This is a genomic window from Solidesulfovibrio carbinolicus (assembly GCF_004135975.1).
GTDB lineage: Bacteria > Desulfobacterota > Desulfovibrionia > Desulfovibrionales > Desulfovibrionaceae > Solidesulfovibrio > Solidesulfovibrio carbinolicus.
Genome location: NZ_CP026538.1, coordinates 2447192 through 2470161, shown reverse-complemented (window position 1 = coordinate 2470161; position 22970 = coordinate 2447192). Strand labels below are relative to the sequence as shown.

At 64.9% G+C, this 22970-nt stretch carries 25 protein-coding genes; all 25 read left to right on the top strand.

Annotation, left to right across the window (positions count from 1 at the left end; translation table 11 throughout):
* The first annotated feature begins 7 nt into the window (after positions 1–7).
* The 25 genes from C3Y92_RS11050 (at position 8) to cbiM (ending at position 22963) form a co-directional block, all read left to right on the top strand.
* The gene (locus C3Y92_RS11050; protein WP_129352492.1) at positions 8–1900 is read left to right on the top strand and encodes a heme lyase CcmF/NrfE family subunit; all 1893 of its coding nucleotides are present in this window, start codon (positions 8–10) and stop codon (positions 1898–1900) included.
* Positions 1901–1916: 16 nt separating this feature from the next.
* Positions 1917–2588 (top strand): ABC transporter ATP-binding protein, encoded by a 672-nt coding sequence (locus C3Y92_RS11045; RefSeq protein ID WP_129352490.1) that lies wholly within the window; start codon positions 1917–1919, stop codon positions 2586–2588.
* Complete coding sequence (locus C3Y92_RS11040) at positions 2582–3259, top strand: heme exporter protein CcmB (protein WP_129352488.1); 678 nt, start codon at positions 2582–2584, stop codon at positions 3257–3259. The genes C3Y92_RS11045 and C3Y92_RS11040 overlap by 7 nt, the downstream gene beginning before the upstream one ends.
* A gap of 5 nt (positions 3260–3264) precedes the next feature.
* Positions 3265–3933, top strand: a complete 669-nt coding sequence (locus tag C3Y92_RS11035) for a cytochrome c biogenesis protein (protein WP_129352486.1) — start codon at positions 3265–3267, stop codon at positions 3931–3933.
* A gap of 3 nt (positions 3934–3936) precedes the next feature.
* A complete protein-coding gene (locus C3Y92_RS11030; RefSeq protein ID WP_006921665.1) occupies positions 3937–4077 on the top strand; it encodes a CcmD family protein in 141 nt (46 codons plus the stop codon).
* Positions 4064–4672, top strand: a complete 609-nt coding sequence (locus tag C3Y92_RS11025) for a tetratricopeptide repeat protein (RefSeq protein ID WP_129352484.1) — start codon at positions 4064–4066, stop codon at positions 4670–4672. The genes C3Y92_RS11030 and C3Y92_RS11025 overlap by 14 nt, the downstream gene beginning before the upstream one ends.
* A gap of 132 nt (positions 4673–4804) precedes the next feature.
* Complete coding sequence (locus C3Y92_RS11020) at positions 4805–5971, top strand: ABC transporter substrate-binding protein (protein ID WP_129352482.1); 1167 nt, start codon at positions 4805–4807, stop codon at positions 5969–5971.
* Between the two features lie 99 nt (positions 5972–6070).
* Positions 6071–6955 carry a branched-chain amino acid ABC transporter permease gene (locus tag C3Y92_RS11015; protein ID WP_129352480.1) on the top strand — a complete coding sequence of 295 codons (885 nt, stop codon included), beginning with the start codon at positions 6071–6073 and terminating at the stop codon, positions 6953–6955.
* Positions 6956–7000: 45 nt separating this feature from the next.
* On the top strand, positions 7001–8047 hold the full coding sequence (locus C3Y92_RS11010; RefSeq protein WP_129352478.1) for a branched-chain amino acid ABC transporter permease: 1047 nt from the start codon (positions 7001–7003) through the stop codon (positions 8045–8047).
* A gap of 1 nt (position 8048) precedes the next feature.
* Entirely contained in the window at positions 8049–8837 is a 789-nt protein-coding gene (locus C3Y92_RS11005; RefSeq protein WP_129352476.1) for an ABC transporter ATP-binding protein, read from the top strand.
* Positions 8830–9537 carry an ABC transporter ATP-binding protein gene (locus C3Y92_RS11000; protein ID WP_015860915.1) on the top strand — a complete coding sequence of 236 codons (708 nt, stop codon included), beginning with the start codon at positions 8830–8832 and terminating at the stop codon, positions 9535–9537. The genes C3Y92_RS11005 and C3Y92_RS11000 overlap by 8 nt, the downstream gene beginning before the upstream one ends.
* A 28-nt stretch (positions 9538–9565) precedes the next feature.
* Positions 9566–11023, top strand: a complete 1458-nt coding sequence (gene guaB, locus C3Y92_RS10995; protein ID WP_129352474.1) for an IMP dehydrogenase — start codon at positions 9566–9568, stop codon at positions 11021–11023.
* A gap of 1 nt (position 11024) precedes the next feature.
* Positions 11025–12575, top strand: coding sequence for a glutamine-hydrolyzing GMP synthase (gene guaA / locus C3Y92_RS10990; RefSeq protein WP_129352472.1), 1551 nt, complete (start codon positions 11025–11027; stop codon positions 12573–12575).
* Between the two features lie 57 nt (positions 12576–12632).
* Positions 12633–12914, top strand: coding sequence for a Sec-independent protein translocase protein TatB (tatB, locus tag C3Y92_RS10985; protein WP_129352470.1), 282 nt, complete (start codon positions 12633–12635; stop codon positions 12912–12914).
* A gap of 17 nt (positions 12915–12931) precedes the next feature.
* Entirely contained in the window at positions 12932–13522 is a 591-nt protein-coding gene (hisB, locus tag C3Y92_RS10980; RefSeq protein ID WP_129352468.1) for an imidazoleglycerol-phosphate dehydratase HisB, read from the top strand.
* Positions 13522–14202: a DcrB/PsbP domain-containing protein gene (locus C3Y92_RS10975; RefSeq protein ID WP_129352466.1), complete on the top strand. Its 681-nt coding sequence runs from the start codon at positions 13522–13524 to the stop codon at positions 14200–14202. Before hisB ends, C3Y92_RS10975 begins: the two co-directional genes overlap by 1 nt.
* The gene (hisA, locus tag C3Y92_RS10970) at positions 14199–14942 is read left to right on the top strand and encodes a 1-(5-phosphoribosyl)-5-[(5-phosphoribosylamino)methylideneamino]imidazole-4-carboxamide isomerase (protein ID WP_129352464.1); all 744 of its coding nucleotides are present in this window, start codon (positions 14199–14201) and stop codon (positions 14940–14942) included. Before C3Y92_RS10975 ends, hisA begins: the two co-directional genes overlap by 4 nt.
* Positions 14942–15142 carry a heavy-metal-associated domain-containing protein gene (locus C3Y92_RS10965; protein WP_129352462.1) on the top strand — a complete coding sequence of 67 codons (201 nt, stop codon included), beginning with the start codon at positions 14942–14944 and terminating at the stop codon, positions 15140–15142. Before hisA ends, C3Y92_RS10965 begins: the two co-directional genes overlap by 1 nt.
* 69 nt (positions 15143–15211) lie before the next feature.
* Positions 15212–15889, top strand: a complete 678-nt coding sequence (locus C3Y92_RS10960; protein WP_129352460.1) for a thermonuclease family protein — start codon at positions 15212–15214, stop codon at positions 15887–15889.
* 174 nt (positions 15890–16063) lie between these two features.
* The gene (yajC, locus tag C3Y92_RS10955; protein ID WP_129352458.1) at positions 16064–16435 is read left to right on the top strand and encodes a preprotein translocase subunit YajC; all 372 of its coding nucleotides are present in this window, start codon (positions 16064–16066) and stop codon (positions 16433–16435) included.
* Between the two features lie 114 nt (positions 16436–16549).
* Positions 16550–18154: a protein translocase subunit SecD gene (gene secD / locus C3Y92_RS10950; RefSeq protein ID WP_129352456.1), complete on the top strand. Its 1605-nt coding sequence runs from the start codon at positions 16550–16552 to the stop codon at positions 18152–18154.
* 122 nt (positions 18155–18276) lie between these two features.
* Positions 18277–20337, top strand: a complete 2061-nt coding sequence (locus tag C3Y92_RS10945) for a S9 family peptidase (RefSeq protein ID WP_235669462.1) — start codon at positions 18277–18279, stop codon at positions 20335–20337.
* Positions 20338–20492: 155 nt separating this feature from the next.
* Positions 20493–21338 (top strand): hypothetical protein, encoded by an 846-nt coding sequence (locus C3Y92_RS10940; protein ID WP_235669461.1) that lies wholly within the window; start codon positions 20493–20495, stop codon positions 21336–21338.
* 140 nt (positions 21339–21478) lie between these two features.
* On the top strand, positions 21479–22270 hold the full coding sequence (locus C3Y92_RS10935) for a DUF4198 domain-containing protein (RefSeq protein WP_129352452.1): 792 nt from the start codon (positions 21479–21481) through the stop codon (positions 22268–22270).
* A 69-nt stretch (positions 22271–22339) separates the two neighbouring features.
* Positions 22340–22963: a cobalt transporter CbiM gene (cbiM, locus tag C3Y92_RS10930; RefSeq protein WP_129352450.1), complete on the top strand. Its 624-nt coding sequence runs from the start codon at positions 22340–22342 to the stop codon at positions 22961–22963.
* Positions 22964–22970 lie beyond the last annotated feature (7 nt).

The following is a 22970-nucleotide window of genomic DNA, read 5'->3' as shown; positions in this document are numbered from 1 at the left end:
AGTTTTCATGCACGTTACGGCGTATTTTGCCTTGCTTGCCGCCATGATCATCTGTCTGGCCGGCGCGGTGGCCGCCTTGTTCGCCCTGTGGCGAAACGACTACGGCCGCCTGGGAATGATCGAAAAGGGCCACCTGTTGGCCACGGCTGGCGTGGTCCTGGCCTCGGCCATCCTCACCGTCGCCCTGTGGCAACGCGATTTCTCCTTTGTTTATGTGGCCGAATACACGGACACGCTGTTGCCGCTTTTTTACGCCCTGACCGCCTTCTGGGCCGGCCAGGCCGGGTCGCTGCTGTTCTGGATGCTCACCCTGGCTCTTTTCGGCGTCTTTTTCGCCGTCTCGCCGGCCTACCGCAGTCTGTCTGCGTCCACGCGCCACGCCTATTGGCTCTTTTTCCTCGTGGTTGAAGCCTTCTTCCTGCTGCTTTTAACCGGCCCCTCCAATCCGTTCCTGGAAGCCGTGCCTCCCGTGCCCGAGGGCCGGGGCCTCAATCCGCTGCTGCGCAATCCCGGCATGATCTTCCACCCGCCGCTGCTTTTTATGGGCTACGCCGGGTTTGCCATCCCGGCTTGCCTGGCCCTGGCCGCCTGGCTGACCGGTGAGCGCGCCTCCTTTGCCGCCGCCGCCCGCAATACCGCCATCCTGTCCTGGATATTCCTTTCCTCCGGCATCATCCTCGGCGGCTGGTGGTCTTACATGGAACTGGGCTGGGGCGGCTACTGGGCCTGGGACCCGGTCGAGAACGCTTCGCTGATCCCCTGGCTGGTCAGCACCGCGTTTATCCACACCGCCATCGTCGAGCGCCGCACCAAGGCCCTGGCCAAAACCAATGTGGCCCTGGCCGTGGTGACCTTCGTCAGCTGCATCCTCGGCACCTACCTCGTGCGCAGCGGCGTGGTCGAGTCCCTGCACGCCTTCGGCGAGGGCGGCGTGGCCGGGCCGCTGCTCCTGTTCATGCTCTTTGCTTTAGTGGTCCTGGCCGCCGTGCTCCTGGCCGGCGCGCCGTTTTTCGCCGACCGGGTCAAGCCGCTTACCGGTCTCATGAGCGTGCCGGGCTTTCTGGTGATCCTGGCTTGGCTTATGCTCGCCCTTTCCGTTGTGGTGTTCCTGGGCACCCTGTGGCCGGTCTTCAGCAAGCTGTGGAGCGCCAACCCCGTCGGCCTGGATGCCGGTTTCTACAACCGCGTGTGCCTGCCGCTATTCGCCTTGGTCACGGCTTTGGTCGCCTTTTGTCCGCTCATGTCCTGGTCCGAGGGCGTGCGCGACAAGGCCGGCCTGGGGCTGACCGTGGGCGCCTTCGTTGGCGGCGGGGCCATTTTGTATGGCCTTGGCATCCATCTGCCCGTGGCCCTTTTCGCCGGCGCGGCCTCCATCGCCGCCATGACCACGGTCGCTTACGTCTTTATCCGCCAGCGCCATGCCCGAAGCCTGGCCGGGGCCCTGGGGGCCTACATCGTCCACCTGGGCCTGGCCCTGGTGACGCTCGGCATCGCCTTTTCCGGTCCCTACCAGCTCAACCAGGAAGCCGTGCTGACTCCGGGCAAGACCATGGAGATCGGCGGCTTCAAGTTGACCTTTAAGGATTTGGAGTTCGAGGAAAACAAGGCCATGGCCATCAGCCGGGCTGTTATTGACGTGACCCGCGACGGCAAGCCCGTTGGCGTGCTCACCCCCGAGCGGCGCGTCTACACAGGCTTCGAGCAGCCCTTTGCCGAGGTGTCCACCATCCCCAGCCTTGGCGACGAAGTCTACGCCACCCTGGTCAACGCCACCGAGAAAAAGGCGGCCAGCCTCAAAATCAGCGTCAATCCGCTGATTAACTGGATATGGATCGGCGGCACGCTCATGTGCATCGCCCCCTTTGCCAGCCTGCGCCGTCTGCGCGGCAAGGGCGAGTAGGGCGGTATTGCAGCTCATGGCCGAAGTCCTTGTCCGCCTGCGCCGGGTCTGCCGTTTTTACGGCGAACGCGCGGTGCTGAAAAACATCGACCTGGAATTGGTCCCGGGCCAGGTGACGCTGGTGGTCGGCCCCAACGGCGCGGGCAAGTCCACGCTGTTGCGCCTTGTCGCCGGGCTGTTGCCGCCAAGCGAGGGCGAGGTGGAAACCGAACTGCCGTCCGGCGGCATCGGCTACCTCGGCCATCGCACGCTCATTTACCCCAAGCTCACGGCCCGGGCCAATCTGGCTTTTTGGCAGTCCATGTTCGGCCAGCCCCGCGACGACGCGGCCGTCACGGCCGTGCTATCGCGCGTGGGGTTGGTCGGCTTTGCCGACGAGGAGGCTGGGGTGTTCTCCCGGGGCATGTCCCAGCGCCTGAGCCTGGCCCGGGTGTTTTTGACCGCGCCCAGGCTGCTGCTGCTCGACGAGCCGGCCTCGGGCCTGGACCCGGCCTCGGCCGTGTGGCTGCGCCGGGAGATTCGGGCCGTGGCCGACGCCGGGGCTTCGGTGGCCTGGGTGAGCCACAACATCGCCGCCGATCTGGCCGCCTGCGACCGGGTGGTGCGTATTGACGGCCACCGCGTCGCCTACGACGGCCCGGCCGCCGGTTTTGACGCCGCCGCCCTGGCCGGGGAGGGCGTATGCTGAAAGCCGCCCTGGCCATCGCCCGCAAGGACCTGTCCCTGGCCCTGTCCGGGGCCCAGGGGCTGGTCCAGACCGTGCTTTTGGGCCTGCTCCTCATCTTCATCATGAGCCTGTCCCGGGAACCGGGCGAACTGTCGCCGCCCTTGGCCGCCGCCGCAGTTTTCTGGCTGGCCACGGCCTTTGGACAGGTGCTGATCTTTAACTTCCTCTACGGCCTGGAAGAGGCCGAGGGGGCGCGCCTGGGGCTGCTCTTGTCACCGGCCCCGGCCCAGGCCGTGTGGCTGGGCAAGGCGCTGTCCGGCTGGGTGTTGCTTTTTTGCTGTCAGATGGTATTCGCCCCTGCGGCGGTCGCCTTTCTCGGCCAGACCGTGGCTGGTTCGCCGCTCATGGGCCTGGCCGTGGTCGCGGCCGTGGACTGGGGGCTTTGCGCCCTGGGTTCGCTTTTGGGAGCCTTGTCGGTGGGGAAGTCGTCGCGGGAGTCGCTTTTGACCGTGATCCTGTTCCCGCTGCTTGTGCCGGCGCTTCTGGCTGGAATCCGGCTTCTGGAAACCGTCATCTCGGGCCGGGGCCTGGAGGCCGTGGGGGCCTGGACCGGAACGGTGGTCGCCTTTGACGCCGTTTTCACCGCCGCCGCCCTGGTCCTTTTTCCTTTTCTCTATACCGGCGAGGAATAGCCCGCATGATCCGCCTGTGCGCCCTGGCCTTCGCGGCCGCTTCGATCATCGCCCAGTACCTGATCTGGTTCTACGCCCCAGTAGAGGAATCCATGGGCGTGGTGCAAAAGATCTTCTACACCCACATGCCCCTGGCCTGGTGGTCCACGGTGAGCTTTTTCGTCAACTTCGTCGCCTCCATCCTCTATCTGGCCAAACGTCGGGACGCCTATTCCCGGCTGGCCGGCGCGGCGGCGGAACTTGGCGTGCTCTTTTCCGGACTGGCTCTTATAACCGGCATGTGCTGGGCCCGGCCCATCTGGAACGTCTGGTGGACCTGGGACCCCCGGCTCACCACCACGCTTGTCATGTGGTTCGTCTATGCCGCCTATCTGCTGCTGCGAGCCTCGGACATCGGCGGCCAGCGCCAGGACACGGTCCTGGCCGTCCTTGGCGTGGTGGCCTTTCTCGATGTGCCGCTGGTCTTTATTTCGGCCCGCTACTGGCGCAGCATCCATCCTTCGGTCCTGGGCTCCCAGGGCGGCGGCATGGAACCCGAAATGTGGCTGGCCGTCGTGGCCAACCTTGTGGCCATGGGCCTTCTCTGGTTGGCCTTGCTCGCCTTTCGCACCCGACAACTCGAAACCGGCGCGGCCGTCACGGCCCTTATGCGCCACGGTTCCATAAGGAATTAAGCCATGGGGAAGGAAGTCTACCTGTTCGCGGCCAACGTCCTGGTCTGGGTTGGTCTCGGCTGCTACGTGGCTTTTCTGGCAACTTCCCAACAGCGTCTCAAACGGCGTCTGTCACGCCTGGAGATTTTAAATGACGACAACTGAACACGGCCCCAACGCTTCGGGCCGCATGGTCCTGGCCTTCATGGGCTTTTGCCTGGTGATCATCTTCGCCGCCTCCTTCATCTACCGCCTGGAACGGCCGACCCTTGAGGTCCACCAGAAAAAAGGCGGCGGCATGGGGCAGGGGATGCCCGGGGGCATGGACCAAGCCATGAACGGCCCCATGCGTGAGGTCATGGAACTCATGCAGAAGCTTCAGGAAAATCCCGACGATCCTGGTCTGCAAATGGCCATGGCCGAACGCTTCATGGCCATGGGTTCCTTTGACCGGGCCAAGACCTTTCTCGACAAAGTTGCAAAGGTCCGTCCTGACGATCCCGACGTCTTAAACGCCCTGGGCGTGGTGCGCTACAACATGCAGGACCTCGACGGGGCCAAGGCGGCTTTCGAAGCCATCCTGGCCAAGGACGCCGAGGACTTCCGGGCCCGCTTCAACCTGGGCCTGCTCTACAAATACGCCTACAAGGACGAAGCCAAGGCCAGACAGATGCTTTCCGCCGTCATTGCTTCGCCCAAAACCGACCCCGAGACGCGGAAAACCGCTCAGGAAGAACTTGAGGCGAAGCCGGGTTCCTAAGCGAGATTGCTTTTCGTGTCGATTTGGTGAATGTTGCCGCGTAACGCGACCGTACCCAACCCGGGCTGGCTTTAGGGCTGTTCCCGGACGCCGAGACCGATGCCCCATGCAACCGCAACCGGAGGAAACGTGATGTTTGGCAGAAAAACGACCCGGGCCGCCCTTGCCTGCGCCCTCGGCCTGACCCTTGGCCTGGCCGCCGCGCCGGCTCATGCCGCCGACGCCATCAAGATCGCCGTTCCCACGCCGCTCACCGGCAGCGCCGCCGGCTACGGCGAGAACGTCAAGGCCGGCGTGGACCTCAAGCTCGAAGAGATCAACGCCGCTGGCGGGATAAACGGCAAGAAGCTCGAGGCCGTCTACTTCGACGAGCAGTGCGAGCCCCGCGAGGCCGCCACGGTGTCCTCGTCCATCGTCAATGACGAGGCCATTGTCGCCATCGTGGGCCACCTGTGCTCCTCGGCCCACCTGGCCGGCCTGCCGGCCTACGTGCGCGAAGGCATCGCCGCCATCACGCCCACGGCCACCAACACCACCATTTCCACCAAGAGCAAGGACGAAAAGGGCAAGGCTTGGTCGTTCCGCAACGTTTACCGCGACGACTTCCAGGGCAAGTTCCTGGCCGATTACTCGGCCAAGGTCCTGGGCCTCAAGAAAGTGGCCGTGTTCTACGAGAACAATGACTACGGCATTGGCCTCAAAGACGCCTTCATCAAGGAAGCCAAGGCCCTGGGCCTGACCGTGGTCGGCGAGGAAGCCTACAAGAAGGGCGACCAGGACTACACCCCGCAGCTGACCAAGCTCAAGGGCGCCGCCCCCGAGGCCATGTTCGTCGCCGGCTACTATCCCGAAGGCGCGCTTATCGCCGACCAGGCCAAGAAAATCGGCCTCAATGTCGCCAAAATGGGCGCTGACGGCTTCGACAACCTTGACTACGTCAAGCTTGGCGGCGCTTCGGCCGACAACACCTACCTGACCGCTCCCTTCCTGGTCGAGACCGCCGGAGCCGACGCCAAGAAGTTCATCGAGGCGTTCAAGGCCAAGTACAAGCGCGACGTGGACTGGATGAGCGCCAACGCTTATGACGCCGCCGGCATCGTCGCCGAAGCCATCGCCAAGGTCGGCGCTGACCGCGCCAAGATCCGCGATTACCTGGCTGGCCTTGATTCCCCGGAAAAGGGCTACAAGGGCGTCACCGGCGTCAATTACTTTGACGGCAATGGCGACTGCCTCAAGCCCGCCTATGTCAAGGTCGTCAAGGACGGCAAGTTCGTCCCGGCCGAAAAGCAGATGAATTAGGCGGAAACCGCCGCAGGAACGAAACGCGAACAGGCTGGAGATCATCCGGCCTGTTCGCGCTTCATGCCCCTCTAAACGCCAAACGCTTCGGAGCAGACGTTGCTCGAACAACAGCTCGTCAACGGGTTCACCCTGGGTCTCATCTACGCGCTCATCGCCGTGGGCTACACCATGGTTTACGGCGTCATTGAGTTGATCAATTTCGCCCACGGCGAAATTTACATGCTCGGGGCTTTCCTTACCCTGTCGTTTATTTCCATGGGACTGCCGCTGCCCCTGGCAGTGCTTTTGGCCATGCTGGCCGCCGCCGCCATCGGCGTGCTGCTGGACATCATCGCCTACCGCCCCCTGCGGGAGGCCCCGCGTCTGGCCGCGCTCATCACCGCCATAGGCATGTCCATCTTTCTGCAAAACCTGGCCATGATCATCTGGGGCAGCCGGCCCATGCCCTTTCCCAAGCAGGCCCTGCCCGCCTTTTTCAGCGAACCGGCCCTGACCTTTTCCGACGTCACCATTTCCTGGATGCAGGTCATCATCTACGCCGTGGCGATCATCCTCATGATCGGACTCAACCTCATCATCACCCGCACCAGGGTCGGCACGGCCATGCGCGCCCTGGCCCAGAACCAGACGGCCGCCTCGCTCATGGGCATCAACGTCAATCGGGTCATCTCCTTCACCTTCGCTCTCGGCTCGGCCATGGGGGCCATGGCCGGCATCATGGTGTCCATGTATTACAACACCATGTATCCGACCATGGGCTATCTGGCCGGGGTCAAGGCCTTTGCCGCCGCCGTGCTCGGCGGCATCGGCTCGGTGCCTGGGGCCATGCTCGGCGGCGTGGTGCTCGGCATCGCCGAAACCCTGGGCGCGGGCTACGTCTCCTCGCCCTACCGCGACGGCGTCGCCTACGCCGTCATGATCCTGGTCATCATTTTCCGTCCCTCGGGCCTGCTCGGCCGGGCCGTGACGGAAAAAGCCTAGCAACCGGCGGCCGTCGCCGGCCGCCTCGAACCGACTGGAACACACATGCGCGGCGCGGCACAATCACTCAAATACCTGCTTCTGGCGGCGGCCCTGGCCTATCCGCTGATGCCTTTCCGGGACGTTTACGTCTTGCACGTCCTGGTCCTCATCATGGTCTACATGGTGCTGGCCATGGGACTCAATATCCTGCCTGGCTTCTGCGGCCTGCTTGACCTCGGATTCGTAGGCTTCTACGGCATCGGGGCCTATACGGCCGGGCTTCTCACCATCCACTACAACATGTCGTTTTGGGTCATCGTGCCCCTGGCGGTCATGAATGGGGCGTTTTTCGGAGTACTCCTCGGCGCGCCGACCTTGCGGCTGGTGGGCGACTATTTCGCCATCGTTACCTTCGGGTTTTCCGAACTCGTGGTGCTGTTTCTCACCAACGAAATATGGCTGACTCGCGGCCCCTTGGGCATCCCCGGCATCGCCCCCATTTCCCTTGACGTCACCTGGCTGGCGACCCTCATGGGTATTGACGAACGCTGGCGCTACGCCTTTCGCGGCGAGGTCCCGTACTATTATCTGGCCATGGTCATGGTGGGACTCGTCTTCCTGGTCATGACCCGGGTGGAGGATTCGCGCCTGGGCCGGGCCTGGCTGGCCATCCGCGAGGACCCCATGGCCGCCGCCTCCTGCGGAGTCAACCTCTTCGCCTACAAGGTCATCGCCTTTGCCGTGTCCACCGGCATCGGGGCCTTGGCCGGCGCGTTTTTGGCCCGGTGGACCCTTTTCATCTCGCCGGACATGTTCAAGTTCTGGGAATCCTTCCTGGTCCTGTGCATGGTCGTGCTGGGGGGCCTTGGCAACATCCGGGGGGCGCTGGTTGGTTCGGCCATCCTCATCGCCCTGGGCGAAGTGTTGCGGGTGGCCTTGCCCAAGCTCGGCCTGCCGGCCGAGACCCGGTTTCTGGCCTACGGCCTCATCATGGTGATCATCATGCGCTTCCGCCCCCACGGCCTTTTCACCCAGGTGGCGGAATCGACCATGCAAAGCAGTCTGATCAAGGACTTGCGCGCCAGGATCGCGGCGCGCCGGACGGCGTAATATGGATGCGATACTTACCGTAGACGGAGTCAGCAAACGCTTTGGGGGCCTTATGGCCCTAAGCGACGTGTCGTTTGCCGTGGAGCGTGGGGCCATCACCGGCCTCATTGGCCCCAACGGCGCGGGCAAAACCACGATGTTCAACTGCGTGGCCGGCATTTATACCCCCACCGACGGCCGCATTCTGTTTGCCGGCGGGGAAGGGGAGCCACAAAACGTCGCCGGCCGCAAACCCGAGCGCATGACCGCCCTGGGCGTGGCCCGGACCTTTCAAAACATCCGGCTTTTTTCGGCGCTGACCGTGCTCGACAACGTGCGCATCGCCCGCCACTGCCGCACCTCGGCCAACTTCTTCGGCTCGGTGCTGCGCACCCGTTCCCAGCGGGCCGAGGAACGGGCCATCATCGACGCGGCCATGGAAAACCTCGATTTCGTGGGGCTTGGCGAGACGGCCCTGTCCCCGGCGGCCAGCCTGTCCTACGGCGACCAGCGCCGACTGGAGATCGCCCGGGCCCTGGCCACCGACCCCAAGCTCATCCTCCTCGACGAACCGGCCGCCGGCATGAATCCCAGGGAAACCGAGGCCCTGGTTGATCTCATCCACGCCATTCTGGGCCGGGGCGTCACCGTCGTGCTCATCGAACACGACATGAAGCTCGTCATGCGCATCTGCAAACGCCTGGTGGTCCTGGACCACGGCGTCAAGATCGCCGACGGCTCGCCCCAGGAAGTCCGGGCCAACCCCGACGTCATCGAAGCCTACCTCGGCAAAGGGGCGGCCCATGCTTGAACTGACCGCCATTGAAACGTTTTACGGCAACATCCAGGCCCTAAAGGGCGTCTCCCTCAAGGTCGCCCAGGGCGAGATCGTCACGCTCATCGGCGCCAACGGCGCGGGCAAGTCCACCACGCTCATGAGCATCTCCGGCGTGGTCCATCCCCGCAAGGGCTCCATCGCCTTTCTGGGCGAGGATATCACCGCCAGCACCACCGAGCGCATCGTCTCCATGGGCATCACCCAGGTGCCCGAAGGACGCATGATCTTCCCGCGCCTGACCGTGCGGGAAAACCTGCTCATGGGCGCCTATCTGCGCAAGGACAAGGCCGGCATCCGCGACGACGAGGACCACGCCTATTCCCTGTTCCCGGTCCTGCGCGAACGCCGTTCCCAGATGGGCGGCACCCTGTCTGGCGGCGAGCAGCAGATGCTGGCCATCGGCCGGGCGCTCATGGCCCGGCCCAAGCTCCTGCTCTTGGACGAGCCGTCCCTTGGGCTTGCGCCGCTGGTGGTGGAAAACATTTTCGAGATCATTGTCCAAATCAACAAAGATGGCGTAACGGTCATGCTTGTGGAGCAAAACGCCCAGATGGCGCTGCAGATCGCCCATCGGGGCTATGTCCTGGAAACCGGCCATGTCACCCTGGAAGGGCCGGGCAAGGAGCTCCTGAGCAACCCCAAGGTGCGTTCCGCTTATCTCGGCCTGGACTAGGCCGCCCATATAACCCGGAGTTTACGATATGGAAAAAGTCATCGATTTCGGCCTCACCTTCGACGACGTTTTGCTTGTTCCCGATTACTCGGAAGTCACGCCCGACCTGGCCGACGTGTCCTCCTGGCTCACCCCGGACATCAAGCTCAACATTCCGCTTGTCAGCGCCGCCATGGACACCGTCACCGAGTCGCGCATGGCCATCCAGCTTGCCCGTAGCGGCGGCGTGGGCGTGGTCCACAAGAACATGACCATCGCCCAGCAGCGGCTCGAAGTGGAGAAGGTCAAGAAGTCGGAATCGGGCATGATCATCTCGCCCATCACCGTGCCCCCGGCCATGACCGTGGAGCAGGCGCTCACCGTCATGAGCGAATACAGCATTTCCGGGCTGCCCGTGGTTGACGGCGACACCCTGGTCGGCATCGTCACCAACCGCGACGTGCGCTTCGTCAAGGACTCGGTCACCACCGTCGGCCAGGTCATGACCAGCGAAAAGCTCGTCACCGTGCCCGTGGGCACCACCCTGGAGGAGGCCAAGCACCACCTCCACGCCAACCGTATCGAAAAGCTTCTGGTCGTTGACGACAACAACAAGCTGCGCGGGCTGATCACCATCAAGGACATCGAAAAGATCCGCAAATACCCCCATTCCTGCAAGGATAGCCTGGGCCGGTTGCGCGTGGGCGCGGCCATTGGCGTGGGCGGCGACCGGGGCGAGCGCGTCCAGGCCCTGCTGGACGCCGGCGCGGACTTCCTGGTGCTCGATTCCGCCCACGGCCACTCCAGGAACATCCTGGAGTCCATCCGGGCCATCAAGGCCGAGCACCCGGGCTGCCAGCTCGTGGCCGGCAACGTCGGCACCTACGAAGGGGCCAAGGCGCTCATTGCCGCCGGAGCCGACGCCGTCAAGGTCGGCATCGGGCCGGGTTCCATCTGCACCACCCGCGTGGTGGCCGGCGTGGGCGTGCCCCAGGTCACGGCCATCATGGAAGCCTCCCGGGCCTGCCGTGAAGCCGGCAAGCGCATCATCGCCGACGGCGGCGTCAAGTTCTCGGGTGACATCGTCAAGGCCATCGCCGCCGGAGGCGACACGGTCATGATGGGCGGCCTTTTCGCCGGCACCGAGGAAAGCCCGGGCGAAACCGTGCTCTACCAGGGCCGCACCTACAAGATCTATCGCGGCATGGGTTCCATCGACGCCATGCGCGAGGGCAGCTCCGACCGCTACTTCCAGGAAAAGACCAAGAAACTCGTGCCCGAGGGCATTGTCGGCCGGGTGCCGTTCAAGGGCCCGGTCACCGACAGCATCTACCAGCTCGTGGGCGGCCTGCGCTCCGGCATGGGCTACTGCGGCTGCAACACCATCGAAGAGCTGCAGCAAAAAGCCCGGTTCGTGCGCATCTCGCCGGCGGGGCTGCGTGAAAGCCACGTCCACGACGTCATCATCACCAAGGAAGCCCCCAACTACCGCGTGGAGACCTACTAGCATGAGCCAGCCCGACAAGGTTCTCATCCTCGACTTCGGCTCCCAGTACACCCAGCTCATCGCCCGCCGCGTGCGCGAGGCCGGGGTGTATTCCGAAATCCATCCCTGCACCGTCACGGCCAAGGAAGTGGCGGCCATGGCCCCCAAGGCCGTGATCCTGTCCGGCGGGCCTTCCAGCGTCGCCGACGCCGACGCGCCGCCCTTTGACCCGGCCGTGTTCGATCTGGGCCTGCCGACGCTGTGCATCTGCTACGGCATGCAGCTTCTGGCCCACCACCTGCCCGGCGGCCATGTGGCCGCCTCCACCGACCGCGAGTATGGCCGGGCCGACTTGCAGCTTTTGGCCGACGTGCCGCTTTTCGCCGGCCTGCCCCAAAAAGACGGGCACATCGTCTGGATGTCCCACGGCGACAAGGTCATGGCCGCGCCCGAGGGCTTCGTGGTGGCCGCGCGCACCAAAAACGTCGAGATCGCCGCCCTGGCCAACGTCTCGCGGCGCATCTACGCCCTGCAGTTCCACCCCGAGGTGGCCCACACCGAGGACGGCGAACGCATCCTGCACAACTTCCTGTTCGAGATCGCCGGCCTGACCTCGGGCTGGACCATGTCGAGCTTCCTGGAAACCGAACTGGCATCGCTTAAGGAAAAGGTCGGCGACGACGAAGTGGTCTGCGCCCTGTCCGGGGGCGTGGATTCCACCGTCGTGGCCGTCATGCTCCACAAGGCCATCGGCAAGAAGCTCCACTGCATCTTCGTCGATAACGGCCTGTTGCGCATGGGCGAGGGCGAGGAAGTGGCCGCGTATCTGCGCGAACACTTCGACCTCAACCTGCATTACGTTGACGCCGCCAAACTCTTTCTCGACAAGCTGGCCGGCGTGACCGACCCCGAGGAAAAGCGCAAGATCATCGGCAAGACCTTCATCGAGGTCTTCGAGGTCGAAGCGGCCAAGCTGCCCAAGGTCAAGTACCTGGCCCAGGGCACGCTGTATCCCGACGTCATCGAGTCCGTGTCCTTCAAGGGACCCTCGGCGGTCATCAAGAGCCACCACAACGTGGGCGGGCTACCCGAGGTCATGAAGCTGGCGCTCATTGAGCCCCTGCGTGAACTGTTCAAGGACGAGGTGCGCAAGGTGGCCGTGGAACTCGGCATGCCCGACTTCATCATCTGGCGTCATCCTTTCCCCGGGCCGGGCCTGGCCATCCGCATCATCGGCGAGGTGACCGAGGAACGGCTTGAGATTTTGCGGCGAACGGATAAGATCGTCCAGAGCGAGCTTGTCGCCTCGGGCTGGTACCGCAAGGTCTGGCAGGGGTTTGCCGTGCTGCTGCCGCTCAAGACCGTCGGGGTCATGGGCGACGGACGCACCTATGAAAACGTGGCCGCCATCCGCGTGGTGGACAGCCTCGACGCCATGACCGCCGACTGGAGCCGGCTGCCGTCGGAAATCCTGGCCGTCATGTCCAACCGCATCATCAACGAGGTCAAAGGCGTCAACCGTGTGGTGTTCGACGTCTCGTCCAAGCCGCCCGCGACCATCGAGTGGGAATAGAAGGTCGCAACGCGACGCAATCCCGGACCTTACGCGCCCGGCCAAAAGAGTAGTGCTATGTTCGGCATCGGTTCCACGGAACTTCTGGTCATCCTGGTGGTGGCCCTGATCGTCATCGGCCCCTCCAAGCTGCCTGATCTCATGAAGACGCTTGGCAAGGGCATGGCCGAGTTTCGCCGCATGAGCAGCGACGTCAAATCCACCCTGGAAGCGGAAGTGGATCGGGCGGACCGCGAACAGAAACAGGCCGAGGCACAAAAACAGCTGCATCCCGAAAACGCCCCGGCTGCCCCGCCGGCCGCCGCCAAGGACGCCGCCAAGGAGGCCCCGACCGCTTAGCCGGTCGGGGAACCGCCATGGCCGAACGCTTTGGAGCCTATTCCCGGGAGACCGGCGAAACCCGCGTGGCCGTCGAGATCACCATCGACGGCGCGGGCAAAGCCGCCATCGACACCGGTTTTGGTTTTGCCGACCACATGCTCAACCTGCTGGCCTTCTGGGCCGGCTTTGATCTCAACCTGACCTGCCGGGGCGACCTGGAAGTCGATGCCCACCACACCCTGGAAGACGTCGCCATCTGCCTGGGCGAGGCCTTCCGTCAGGCTCTGGGCGAACGCGTGGGCATAAACAGGGTGGGCGACGCCCGGGTGCCCATGGACGAGGCCCTGTGCGACGTGGTGGTGGACTTCTCGGGCCGGCCGTATCTGGTCTACCGCGAAGACGTGCTGCCGCCGGTCATTGCCGGCGAGGAAAAGGACCTGTGGCGGGAATTCTTCAAGTCTTTGGCCATTTCCGCCCGCATGAACCTTCATATCCATTTCGTGTACGGCCAAAACGGCCACCATCTGGTGGAAGCGGCCTTCAAGGCGTTGGGACTGGCCCTGCGCCGGGCCACGGCCGCGCACGGATCGAGCAGGGTGCCGAGCACCAAAGGGAGCCTGGACTGATGCGAAGCAAATCTCTGGCCTATCTCGGCGTGGCGCTTTTGGGCTTAAGCCTCGCCGCCGGCTGCGTGCGCAAGACCGCCCCGGTGTCCAAGGCCCCGGCCTCTGGCGATGCCCCGGCTTCGGCCGTGGCCTTCCTGGACAAGAAGTTCGCCGTGTTGCCCTTTACCATCCCGGCCACCGACGCCGACCTCTTGGCCGGCTATCTGCCGTCGGCCCGACACGTGCCCGAGGTGGCTCCGGTCCACCTCGACGCCGCCCTGGAGCAGGATCTGGCCGGGGCCAAGCAGCAGTTCGTGCCGGCCAAGATGGCCGCCTCCTGCGCCAAGTCCGCCCCGCGCGGCGACGAGCCCGGACGGCTGGGGACCCTGCGGTCCTACGTCAACATCGGCAAGTGCGCTGGCGCGGACTACGTCGTCGTGCCCATGGTCATCGACTGGCGCGAGCGCGACGGCTCCGAGATCGGGGCCACCAAGCCGGCCAGCGTCGACTTCGTGCTGTATCTGATCGATGTGCGCACCGGGGCCATGGTTCGCAACTTCCATTTCGACGAGACCCAGCAGTCCCTGGTTTCCAACATCCTGGACGCCAAGAAGTTCGTTGCCCGCAACGGCCGTTGGCTCTCGGCCATGGAACTGGCCCAGGAAGGCCTCAAGAAGGGCATCGCGGAGCTTGGGTTGTGATCATTTTCCCGGCTGTCGACATCAAGGACGGGCAGTGCGTCCGGCTGCGCCAGGGCGTGGCCGACGCCGTCACCGTGTTTTCCCCCGATCCCGAGGCCATGGCCCGGCATTGGGAAGGACTTGGGGCCAAATGGCTCCACCTCATCGACTTGGACGGAGCTTTTAGCGGCAAGCCGCGTAACTTCGACCTTATCGCCCGCATCTGCACCGGGCTGTCCATTCCGGTGCAGCTCGGCGGCGGGGTGCGCGACGCGGCCACGGCCGCCGCCTACCTTGAGGCCGGCGTCAAACGGCTCATTATCGGCACCCTGGCCTTGGCGGATCCCGACGCGTTTGCCGCCATCTGCGCGGCCCATCCCGGCCGGGTGGGCGTCTCCCTGGACGCCGTGGACGGCAACCTCAAAGTTAAAGGATGGGTGGAGGATTCCGGCCTCACCGTCGAGGACGTGCTGCCGGGCCTGTCCGCCGCTGGCGCGGCCTTTGTGGTCTACACCGACATCAGCCGCGACGGCATGCAGTCGGGCGTGAATCTGCCGGCCCTTACAAGGCTGTTGGAACTCACCGATCTGCCGGTCATCGCCGCTGGCGGCGTGGCCACCCTGGACGACGTCAAAGTGCTCTATCCTTATGCGAACAAGGGTCTTGAAGGCCTGATTTCCGGCCGGGCCATCTACGAGGGCACCCTCGATTTTCCGGCGGCCCTGGCCTATATCGCCGAAAAAGCGAAGGAGGACGCCTGATGCCCACCATTGAAGTCGGCGGCATGCACTGCCAGAACTGCGCCAATTCCGTGACCAAGGCCCTCTCGGCTCTGCCGGGGCTGTCCAACGTCTCCGTGGACCTGGGGAAGGGACTCGTGTCTTTTGAAGGCGAGGCCCCTGTGGACGACATCAAGGCGGCTATCGACAAGATCGGCTTTGTTCCCGGAGCCGTGAAATAGCGGCCTGCCCGCTGTGTTCTTTTGACGGCCGTCGCGGCGTTCGCGGCGGCCGTTTGTTTTGGAGGGGCCATGGAAAGCAGGGCGTTGACGGCAAGGGGAGGGCGACGGCTTTGGGTCGTGCTGGCGCTGGCCGCGTTTTGCCTGGCGAGCTTGGCGCAGGCGGGCAGGGCGGCCGACGAGACTGTTCGGGCGGTCGCGGTCTATGACGGCGACACCTGTCGGCTGGCCGACGGCCGCACATTGCGCCTGGCTGGCGTGGACGCCCCGGAAACCGCCCACGAGGGCCGGCCGGCCCAGTATTTCGCCGAGCAGGCCAAGGCGGCCCTGGACGGTCTGACGCGGGGCGTTGCGTTGCGGTTTGTTGAAGTCGGGCCGGCCCAGGACCGTTTCGGCCGGCTGCTGGGCGATCTCGTCCTGCCGGACGGGCGATCCTTGACGGAGATCCTGCTCTCCAGGGGATGCGTCTTTGTTTTCTGGCATAAAGATATGGGGCCGGCCGTATTCAATCGCCTCCTCGCCCTCCAGCGACGGGCCATGGCCCAGGGGCAAGGGTTTTGGCCGCGCCTGCTTTCGCTGCCGCCCCCGGCCGCGCCCTATGTCGGCAATGCGTCGTCGCATCGCTTCCATGGCTCCAACTGCCCGGACGCGGCCCGGATAGCCCGGCGCAACCGGGTGGCCCTGGCGACCCTTGGCGAGGCGTTTAACCAAGGCTATGCGCCGGCTCGTGATTGCACGCCCTGGCCGTAAAGCCGAACAACCGACGGGCGCAAGCCGGCCTTGGCGCGCGAATGGCCTTGACGCGACGGCGTTTTTAGACCATCCATTTTGGCGCGATAGACGCGTCCCGGCCACGGCGCGATGCTTCGGAAGTTCGAAGCGCGCCCAGTCGCCGGCGGCACCATCATCCTAATTGGAGGCATCATGCTGTTTCCGAGTCTGGCGCACGCCATGGGCGCCGCGCCCGGCGGCGACGCCGCGGGGGGCAACCCCATCACCGCCTTTTTGCCGCTTATCCTCATGTTCGCCATCTTCTACTTTCTGCTCATCCGTCCCCAGCAGAAGAAGGCCAAGCAGCACCGGGAATACCTGGCCGGCCTCAAGCGCGGCGATTACATCCTGACCGGCGGCGGCATCTACGGCCGTATCATGGAAGTCCACGGGGACAAGATCACCATTGAGATCGCCAAGGACCTCAATATCGAGATCAACCGCAACTTCGTCTCCGGCCCCGGCGAAGCCGGCGCTCCGGCCGCCAAGGCCGAGCCCAAGGGCAAAGACAAGTCCAAGGATTAGGGATATTCCTCTTCGGGCCGCACAGGCCCGAAGCGACGGCGAAGGGCTGCCCCGGCAGTCCCTTCGTTTTGTCGTTGACTCCCAAGCGCAAGCCTCCCAAGGAGAGCCTCGCCCATGACTGGAAATCTGCGTTGGCGACTGGCCGTGATCAGTCTCGTGGCCTTTCTGGGCCTCATCTACATGCTGCCCTCCCTGGGGTCGGTGAAGCAGAGCTTTCTGGGCAAATTCCTGCCCGATGACGTCGTCAGCCTCGGCCTTGATCTCAAGGGCGGCATCCACCTGACCCTTGGCGTCGATGTGGACAAGGCCTTGGCCAATTCCCTGGCCCAGATGGGCCGCGACGTCCGCGACCAGGTCAAGGACGAGGGCATCGTCATCCAACGTCCGGGCACCAGCCCGGACGGCAAGCGCCTGGAGTTCGTCCTGGCCACCCCCGACAAGCGCGACGCCCTGGACACGTTCCTGTCCAGCCACTTTTCCGTGCTCCACGTCGATGGCGTTGAATCCGCCGCGGACAACAAGCTCCTCTACAAGCTGTCGTTCACCCAGCGCTACAAGGACGACCAGGCCCGCATGACCGTGGACCAGGCCGTCAAGACCATCCGCAACCGCATCGACGAATTCGGCGTGGCCGAGCCCGACATCCGCAAGCAGGCCGACAACCGCATCCAGATCCAGCTGCCGGGACTGCAGGACCCCGAACGGGCCATCAAGCTTATCGGCAAGACCGCCCACCTGGAATTCAAGGTCGTGGACGAGACCGTGGACATGGAAAAAGCCCAGAAGGGCATCCTGCCCCCGGGCGACGAACTGTCCGTGCTGCGCCACCGCAATCCCGACGGCTCCTACCTGGAGCGGCCCATTGCGCTCAAGGCCGACGCCGTCATGACCGGCGAGAGCATTGCCGACGCCCGGGCCAACTTCGACCCCAACAACCAAGCCTACGTGGCCCTGACCTTCACTCCCAGCGGCGCGCGGCAGTTCGAGCGGGTCACGGCGGAGAACGTCAAAAAGCAGCTTGCCATCGTGCTCGACGGCAAGGTGTATTCCGCGCCCACCATTCAGGAAAAAATCGGCGGCGGCCGGGCCAGCATCACCGGCCGATTCTCCACCGAGGAAGCCCGCGATCTGGCCATCGTGCTGCGCGCCGGGGCGCTGCCCGCTCCGGTCACCATCCTGGAGCAGCGTACGGTCGGTCCTTCCTTGGGCCAGGAATCCATCGAAAAGGGCGTCCATTCGGCCGTCATCGGCGGCCTGATCGTCATCGCCTTCATGATCGTCTACTACGGCGTTGCCGGAGCCGTGGCCGACGCGGCCCTGCTGTTCAACCTCGTGCTCATTATGGCCGGTCTGGCCGGTTTCGGGGCCACCCTGACCCTGCCCGGCATTGCCGGCATCATCCTGACCATCGGCATGGCCGTTGACGCCAACGTCATCATCTTTGAGCGCATTCGCGAGGAGCTGCGCCGGGGGCTCACCGCCCGCTCGGCCGTGGACGTCGGCTACAGCCGGGCCACGCTTACCATCCTGGACGCCAACGTCACCACGGTCATCGCCGCCGTGGTCCTCTACCAGTTCGGCACCGGCCCCATTCGCGGCTTCGCCGTGACCCTGATTCTCGGCATCGTGGCCTCCATGTTCACGGCCATCTTCTTTACGCGGTTCCTTTTCGACCTGTGGCTGTCCAAGCGGCCGGCCGACGCGGGGATGCGTATCTAACCTTTTGATTTCAATGTATTGATTTTTTGAAGGCCCCCGTACGGGGGCCTTCGTCGTTTCGGCGTTTGACCGTCGGGCCAAGGGGCCGTAGAGTGCCGGCCATCGTGAGAAGCGAGGTCCCTGTGTCCCAACGCCTGTGCGTCGTCCTGGCCCTTTGGCTGTTGACGCTGTGTTTGCCAGCCGTGTCCGCCATGGCCGGCGGCGACAAGCCGTTCACCATTGAGGCCATGCTGCGTCTGGCCTCTGTGGACGATGTCCGCGTTGCTGCTGACGGCAAACGCGTCGCTTTTGTCGTGACCAGGATGTCCGACCAGGCCGGCGAACCTGTCTCTCGCATTTTTCTGACCGACATGGCCCGGGAGGGCGGGAGGGCGGTCACCCCGGCAACGACCTCCTGCGACCACCCGCGTTTTTCCCCGGACGGCAAATGGCTGGCCTATCTCTGCCAGGGCGAAAACGCCTCCGAGCTCCATTTACTCCAGCTCAACGCCGGCCAATCGCGCCGCTTCAGCGACGGCCGGGCCGACATCCTTGATCTGGCGTTTTCCCCGGACGGCAAGAAACTGGCCGTCACCGCCACGACCAGTCCCAAGGCCGGCCCCAACCGTCCCGAGGGTTGCGACGGCGACGTCGAAGTGTTGGACAGCCCTGGCGGACTGGCCGGACTCTACCTCCTGGCCGTGTCGCAACCCGGGGTCATGCGCCAGCTTGTCACCGACCGGGACGTGGGCGCATTCGCCTTTTCCCCGGACGGCCGCCGCATCGTTTTCGAAACCGCCAACCCCCACGCCCCGCCCCGGGGCCGCGCCCATACCGGCGCCGCCGGCGGCGCGGCTCCAGTGGACGCCGGCCATGCCGACATCGCCGTGGTCGATCTTGACAAGGGCGGCGTGAAGCTTGTGGCCGCCTCAGACGCCTCCGAGAACATGCCAACCGTCTCGCCCGATGGTCGGCTCTTGGCCTATGTGGCCACGGCCGCGCCCGGATTTTATTACAACGCCGGCCGGGTCATGGTCGTGCCCCTGGCTGGCGGTGAGGCGCGCCCCCTGGCCCCCACCCCCGACGCCCGGCCGGAACTCCTGGGCTGGGCCGAGGACGGCCAGAGCCTTCTTGTGCGGGAAGCCGACGGCATGGGGGCCGCGCTCTATGCCCTGCCCCTGGACGGCCAGCCGCCGACGCGCCTCGACGACGACCGGCGCATTCCGCTCCAGGCCAGTTTGTCGCCCGGTTCTCGCCATCTGGGGCTGGTGCTCACCGACTGGGACTTGCCCCCCGAGGCTTTTGTGACCTCGGCCGAGCGCTACGACCCCAAGGCCGTGTCCGCCGTCAACCGGGAATTCGCCGCCTACCAGACGGTCAAACCCGAGATCGTGCGTTGGAAATCGGCTGACGGGACCACGATCGAGGGCCTTTACACCCCGCCGGCCGTGCCTGTGGTCGGCGCGCCGCCGCTTCTGGTCGAACTCCACGGCGGCCCGGCCCAGGCGGCCCAGCGCCTGTATCCCGGCCTGCTCAACAGCTACCCCCTGGCGGTTTTTTCCGCCCACGGCTATGCCCTGTTCCAGCCCAACGTCCGGGGCTCCGATGGTTACGGGCCGGCTTTTCGCCGAGCCATTGTCAATGATTGGGGCGGGGTCGATTTCGCCGACCTCATGTCCGGCCTCGACGCGCTCATCGCCAAGGGTCAGGCCGATCCCCAGCGTCTTGGCGTCATGGGCTGGAGCTACGGCGGCTACCTTGCCGCCTGGGCCATCGGCCACACCGACCGGTTCAAGGCCGCCTCCATTGGCGGCGGCATCACCAATCTGGTCAGCCAGTGCGGCAGCATGGATTTGCCCGATTTCATGCCGCTGTACATGGGCGGCGAAGCCTACGAGCGCTTCGATTTCCTGTTTGACCGCTCGCCGCTGAAATACGCTGCCGCCATCCAGACCCCGACGCTGTTCCAGCACGGTGTGGCCGACGAGCGCGTCCCCTTCACCCAGGCCCTGGAACTCTATACCGCCCTGTCCCGTCGCGGCGTGGTCACGAGACTGGCCGCCTATCCGCGAAGCGGCCACGACATCACCGAAACGGGCCTGCTGCGCGATCTCATGGTCCGCAACCTCGACTGGTTCACGCGCTTCGTGCCGGCCGCGGCGTCCCAAACACGGCCGGCCATGGCCAAGGCCGACCCTTCCTGAACTTCGGACCGCCTTTCCTCCCGTCGCCATTCGTGGCAGGAAGAGCCATGGAATCGCTCGTCGCCTGCCGTTTTGCTGCCGGACCGCGCCGTATGGCGATGCGACGGCTTGGTCCGCCATGGACTTGCCGTGCCCAGGTTGGGGCTGACCGGGCTGTGAGGCGCTTGTCGTTCTGGCTTATGGGGTTGGCGCTCATCCTGGCCCTGGCCCAGCCGACACCGGCGCTGGCCGATGCGGACCGGTTCGAGGTGTCGCTGATTGCCCGGACCCTGGGCTACCGGGATATGCGTGAGCCGACGTCGTTTACGCCCTCGGCCGCTTTCGTGCCCCAGCAGGGCGGCTGGGTCCGCAACTGGACCGAGCAACGGGGCTACGTCGAAGCCGTCTACCGCCTCCTAGACACCAGTCATGTCGTGTTGGCCCTGGGCGGCCAGGTCGGGGCTTCGGTGGGCCGGTTCGAGGCCAAGAACGTGGGGCAGGGCGTGTATGAGGCCTGGGAAACCCGGCCGGCCTTTCTCTGGGGGCCGTGCGCCCGGCTCATCCTGCGCCGCCAGCCCGGAGAGGGCGTCTTTGCCCGGTTCGACTACGCCTTTTTTTCGGCCGCCGCCCCGGAAGCCCGGGAGGAGGGGGCCAGCCGCTCCGGTGGCGGCACGCCGCCCTCGGCCCGGGACGCTTTTTTCTCCTGGACCAGCCATGAGGCCACGGCCCGCCTCGGCTACGACTTCGGTCCGGTGGAAGCCGCCGCCGGAGCCTCGCTTGTCGCTTTTCGCCTGGACAAGCGCCTGACCCACCATGCCGATGCCACCGGGGCCTCGGGCAACGCCCTGGCCGCCATCCTGGCCCTTAACGCCTTGCCCAGCCGCTATGGCTACGAACCGCGTTTGCCTGTTGTTCCCTTCCTTTCCCTGGCTGTGCGCCCGGTCGCCGGGCTGACCCTGGAAGGCAGCATCCGGCCCGCCGACCAGCCCGACGTCGCCCTGCGTCTGGCCGTCTCTTTTTAAGACAATGGCGGCGTAATGGAGTTGTTTTGCTTTGTCCTTCGTTTATTCGTGTCACGAACTTGAAATTTATTGCATAGAGGCATATCAAGACGGGGTTTCGTATTCCATGGCAGGCACAACTTTGCTAAGGAGACTTCAAAATGCGCACTCCTCGTCTTTCCCTCGTTCCGTCCCTGGCCCTGGCCGCCCTGACCCTCTGCGCCGCTCCGGCCCTGGCCCACTTCGGCATGGTCATCCCGTCAAACGACACGGTGGCCGACAAGGCCAAAGCCAAGGTGGACCTGGCGGTGTCTTTTTCCCATCCCATGGAAGGCAACGGCATGGACATGGCCAAGCCCAAGGCGTTTGGCGTCGTGGACAACGGCCAGAAGACCGATCTGCTCCCCGCCCTCAAGCCGGCCAAGATCATGGACCACGCCGCCTGGACCGCCGAGTACACGTTCAAAAAGCCGGGAGTGGGAACGTTCTTCGTCATTCCGGAACCCTATTTCGAGCCGGCCGAGGACAAGTTTATCGAGCACCTGACCAAGGTGACGGTGCCGGCTTTCGGCGAGGAAGAGGGCTGGGACGCGCCCGTCGGGTTGGCCGCCGAGATCGTGCCGCTGACCCGCCCCTTCGGCAACTACGCAGGCAACGTTTTCACGGGCAAGCTGCTTGTCGATGGCAAGCCGGCCGCCGACGTGCCCGTGGAAGTGGAATTCTACAACAAGGACAAGGCGTATGAGGCCCCAAACGATTACATGGTCACCCAGGTGGTCAAGACCGACGTGAACGGCGTCTTCAGCTACGCCGTGCCTTTTGCCGGCTGGTGGGGTTTTGCCGCCCTGGTTGACGCGCCCGAAACCATTCAGAAGGACGGCGCGGCCAAAAAGGTCGAGCGTGGGGCGGTTTTGTGGGCCAAGTTCGTTGAACCCAAGCGCAAGAAGAAGTAAAACGGCGCGCTTGCCCGGGGATGAAGCCGTTTCGTCCCCGGGCCGCTCACCAAACCGGACAGGGACGCCATGCATATTTCCGAAGGGGTGCTATCCGGGCCGGTGCTGGCCGGCGGCTGGGCCTTGTCCGCCGTCGGCGTAGGGCTTGGACTCAAGCGCCTGGATTACGACCGGCTCATGACCGTGGCCATCCTGTCGGCCGCGTTTTTCGTGGGTTCGCTCATTCATGTGCCCATCGGGCCGGTGAGCGCCCACCTCATTTTGAACGGCCTGCTCGGGGCCATTCTCGGACCGGCCGCCTTCCCGGCCATTGCTGTGGCCTTGCTGCTGCAAGCCGTGCTTTTTCAGTACGGCGGACTGATCGTCCTTGGGGCCAATGTCTTTGACATGGCCGGCCCGGCCGTGGCCTGCTCTTTTGCTTTCGGGCCGCTTCTGCGCCGCGCCGGCAAGGCGCGGACCGTGGGCGCGTTTTGCTGCGGGTTTTTCGCCGTGCTGCTGGCGGCGCTGCTCACGGCCTGCGCCCTGGCTTTGTCCGGCGAAGGCTTCATCGCCACAGCCAAGGCCATTGTGGTGGCCCATGTGCCCATCATGCTGGTGGAAGGGGTCGTCACGGCCATGGCCGTGGGCTTTCTGGCCAAGGTCCGGCCGGAACTGCTGGCTCAGGTTCCGCCCCATAACGCTTTGGGATCTTAGGTAACAA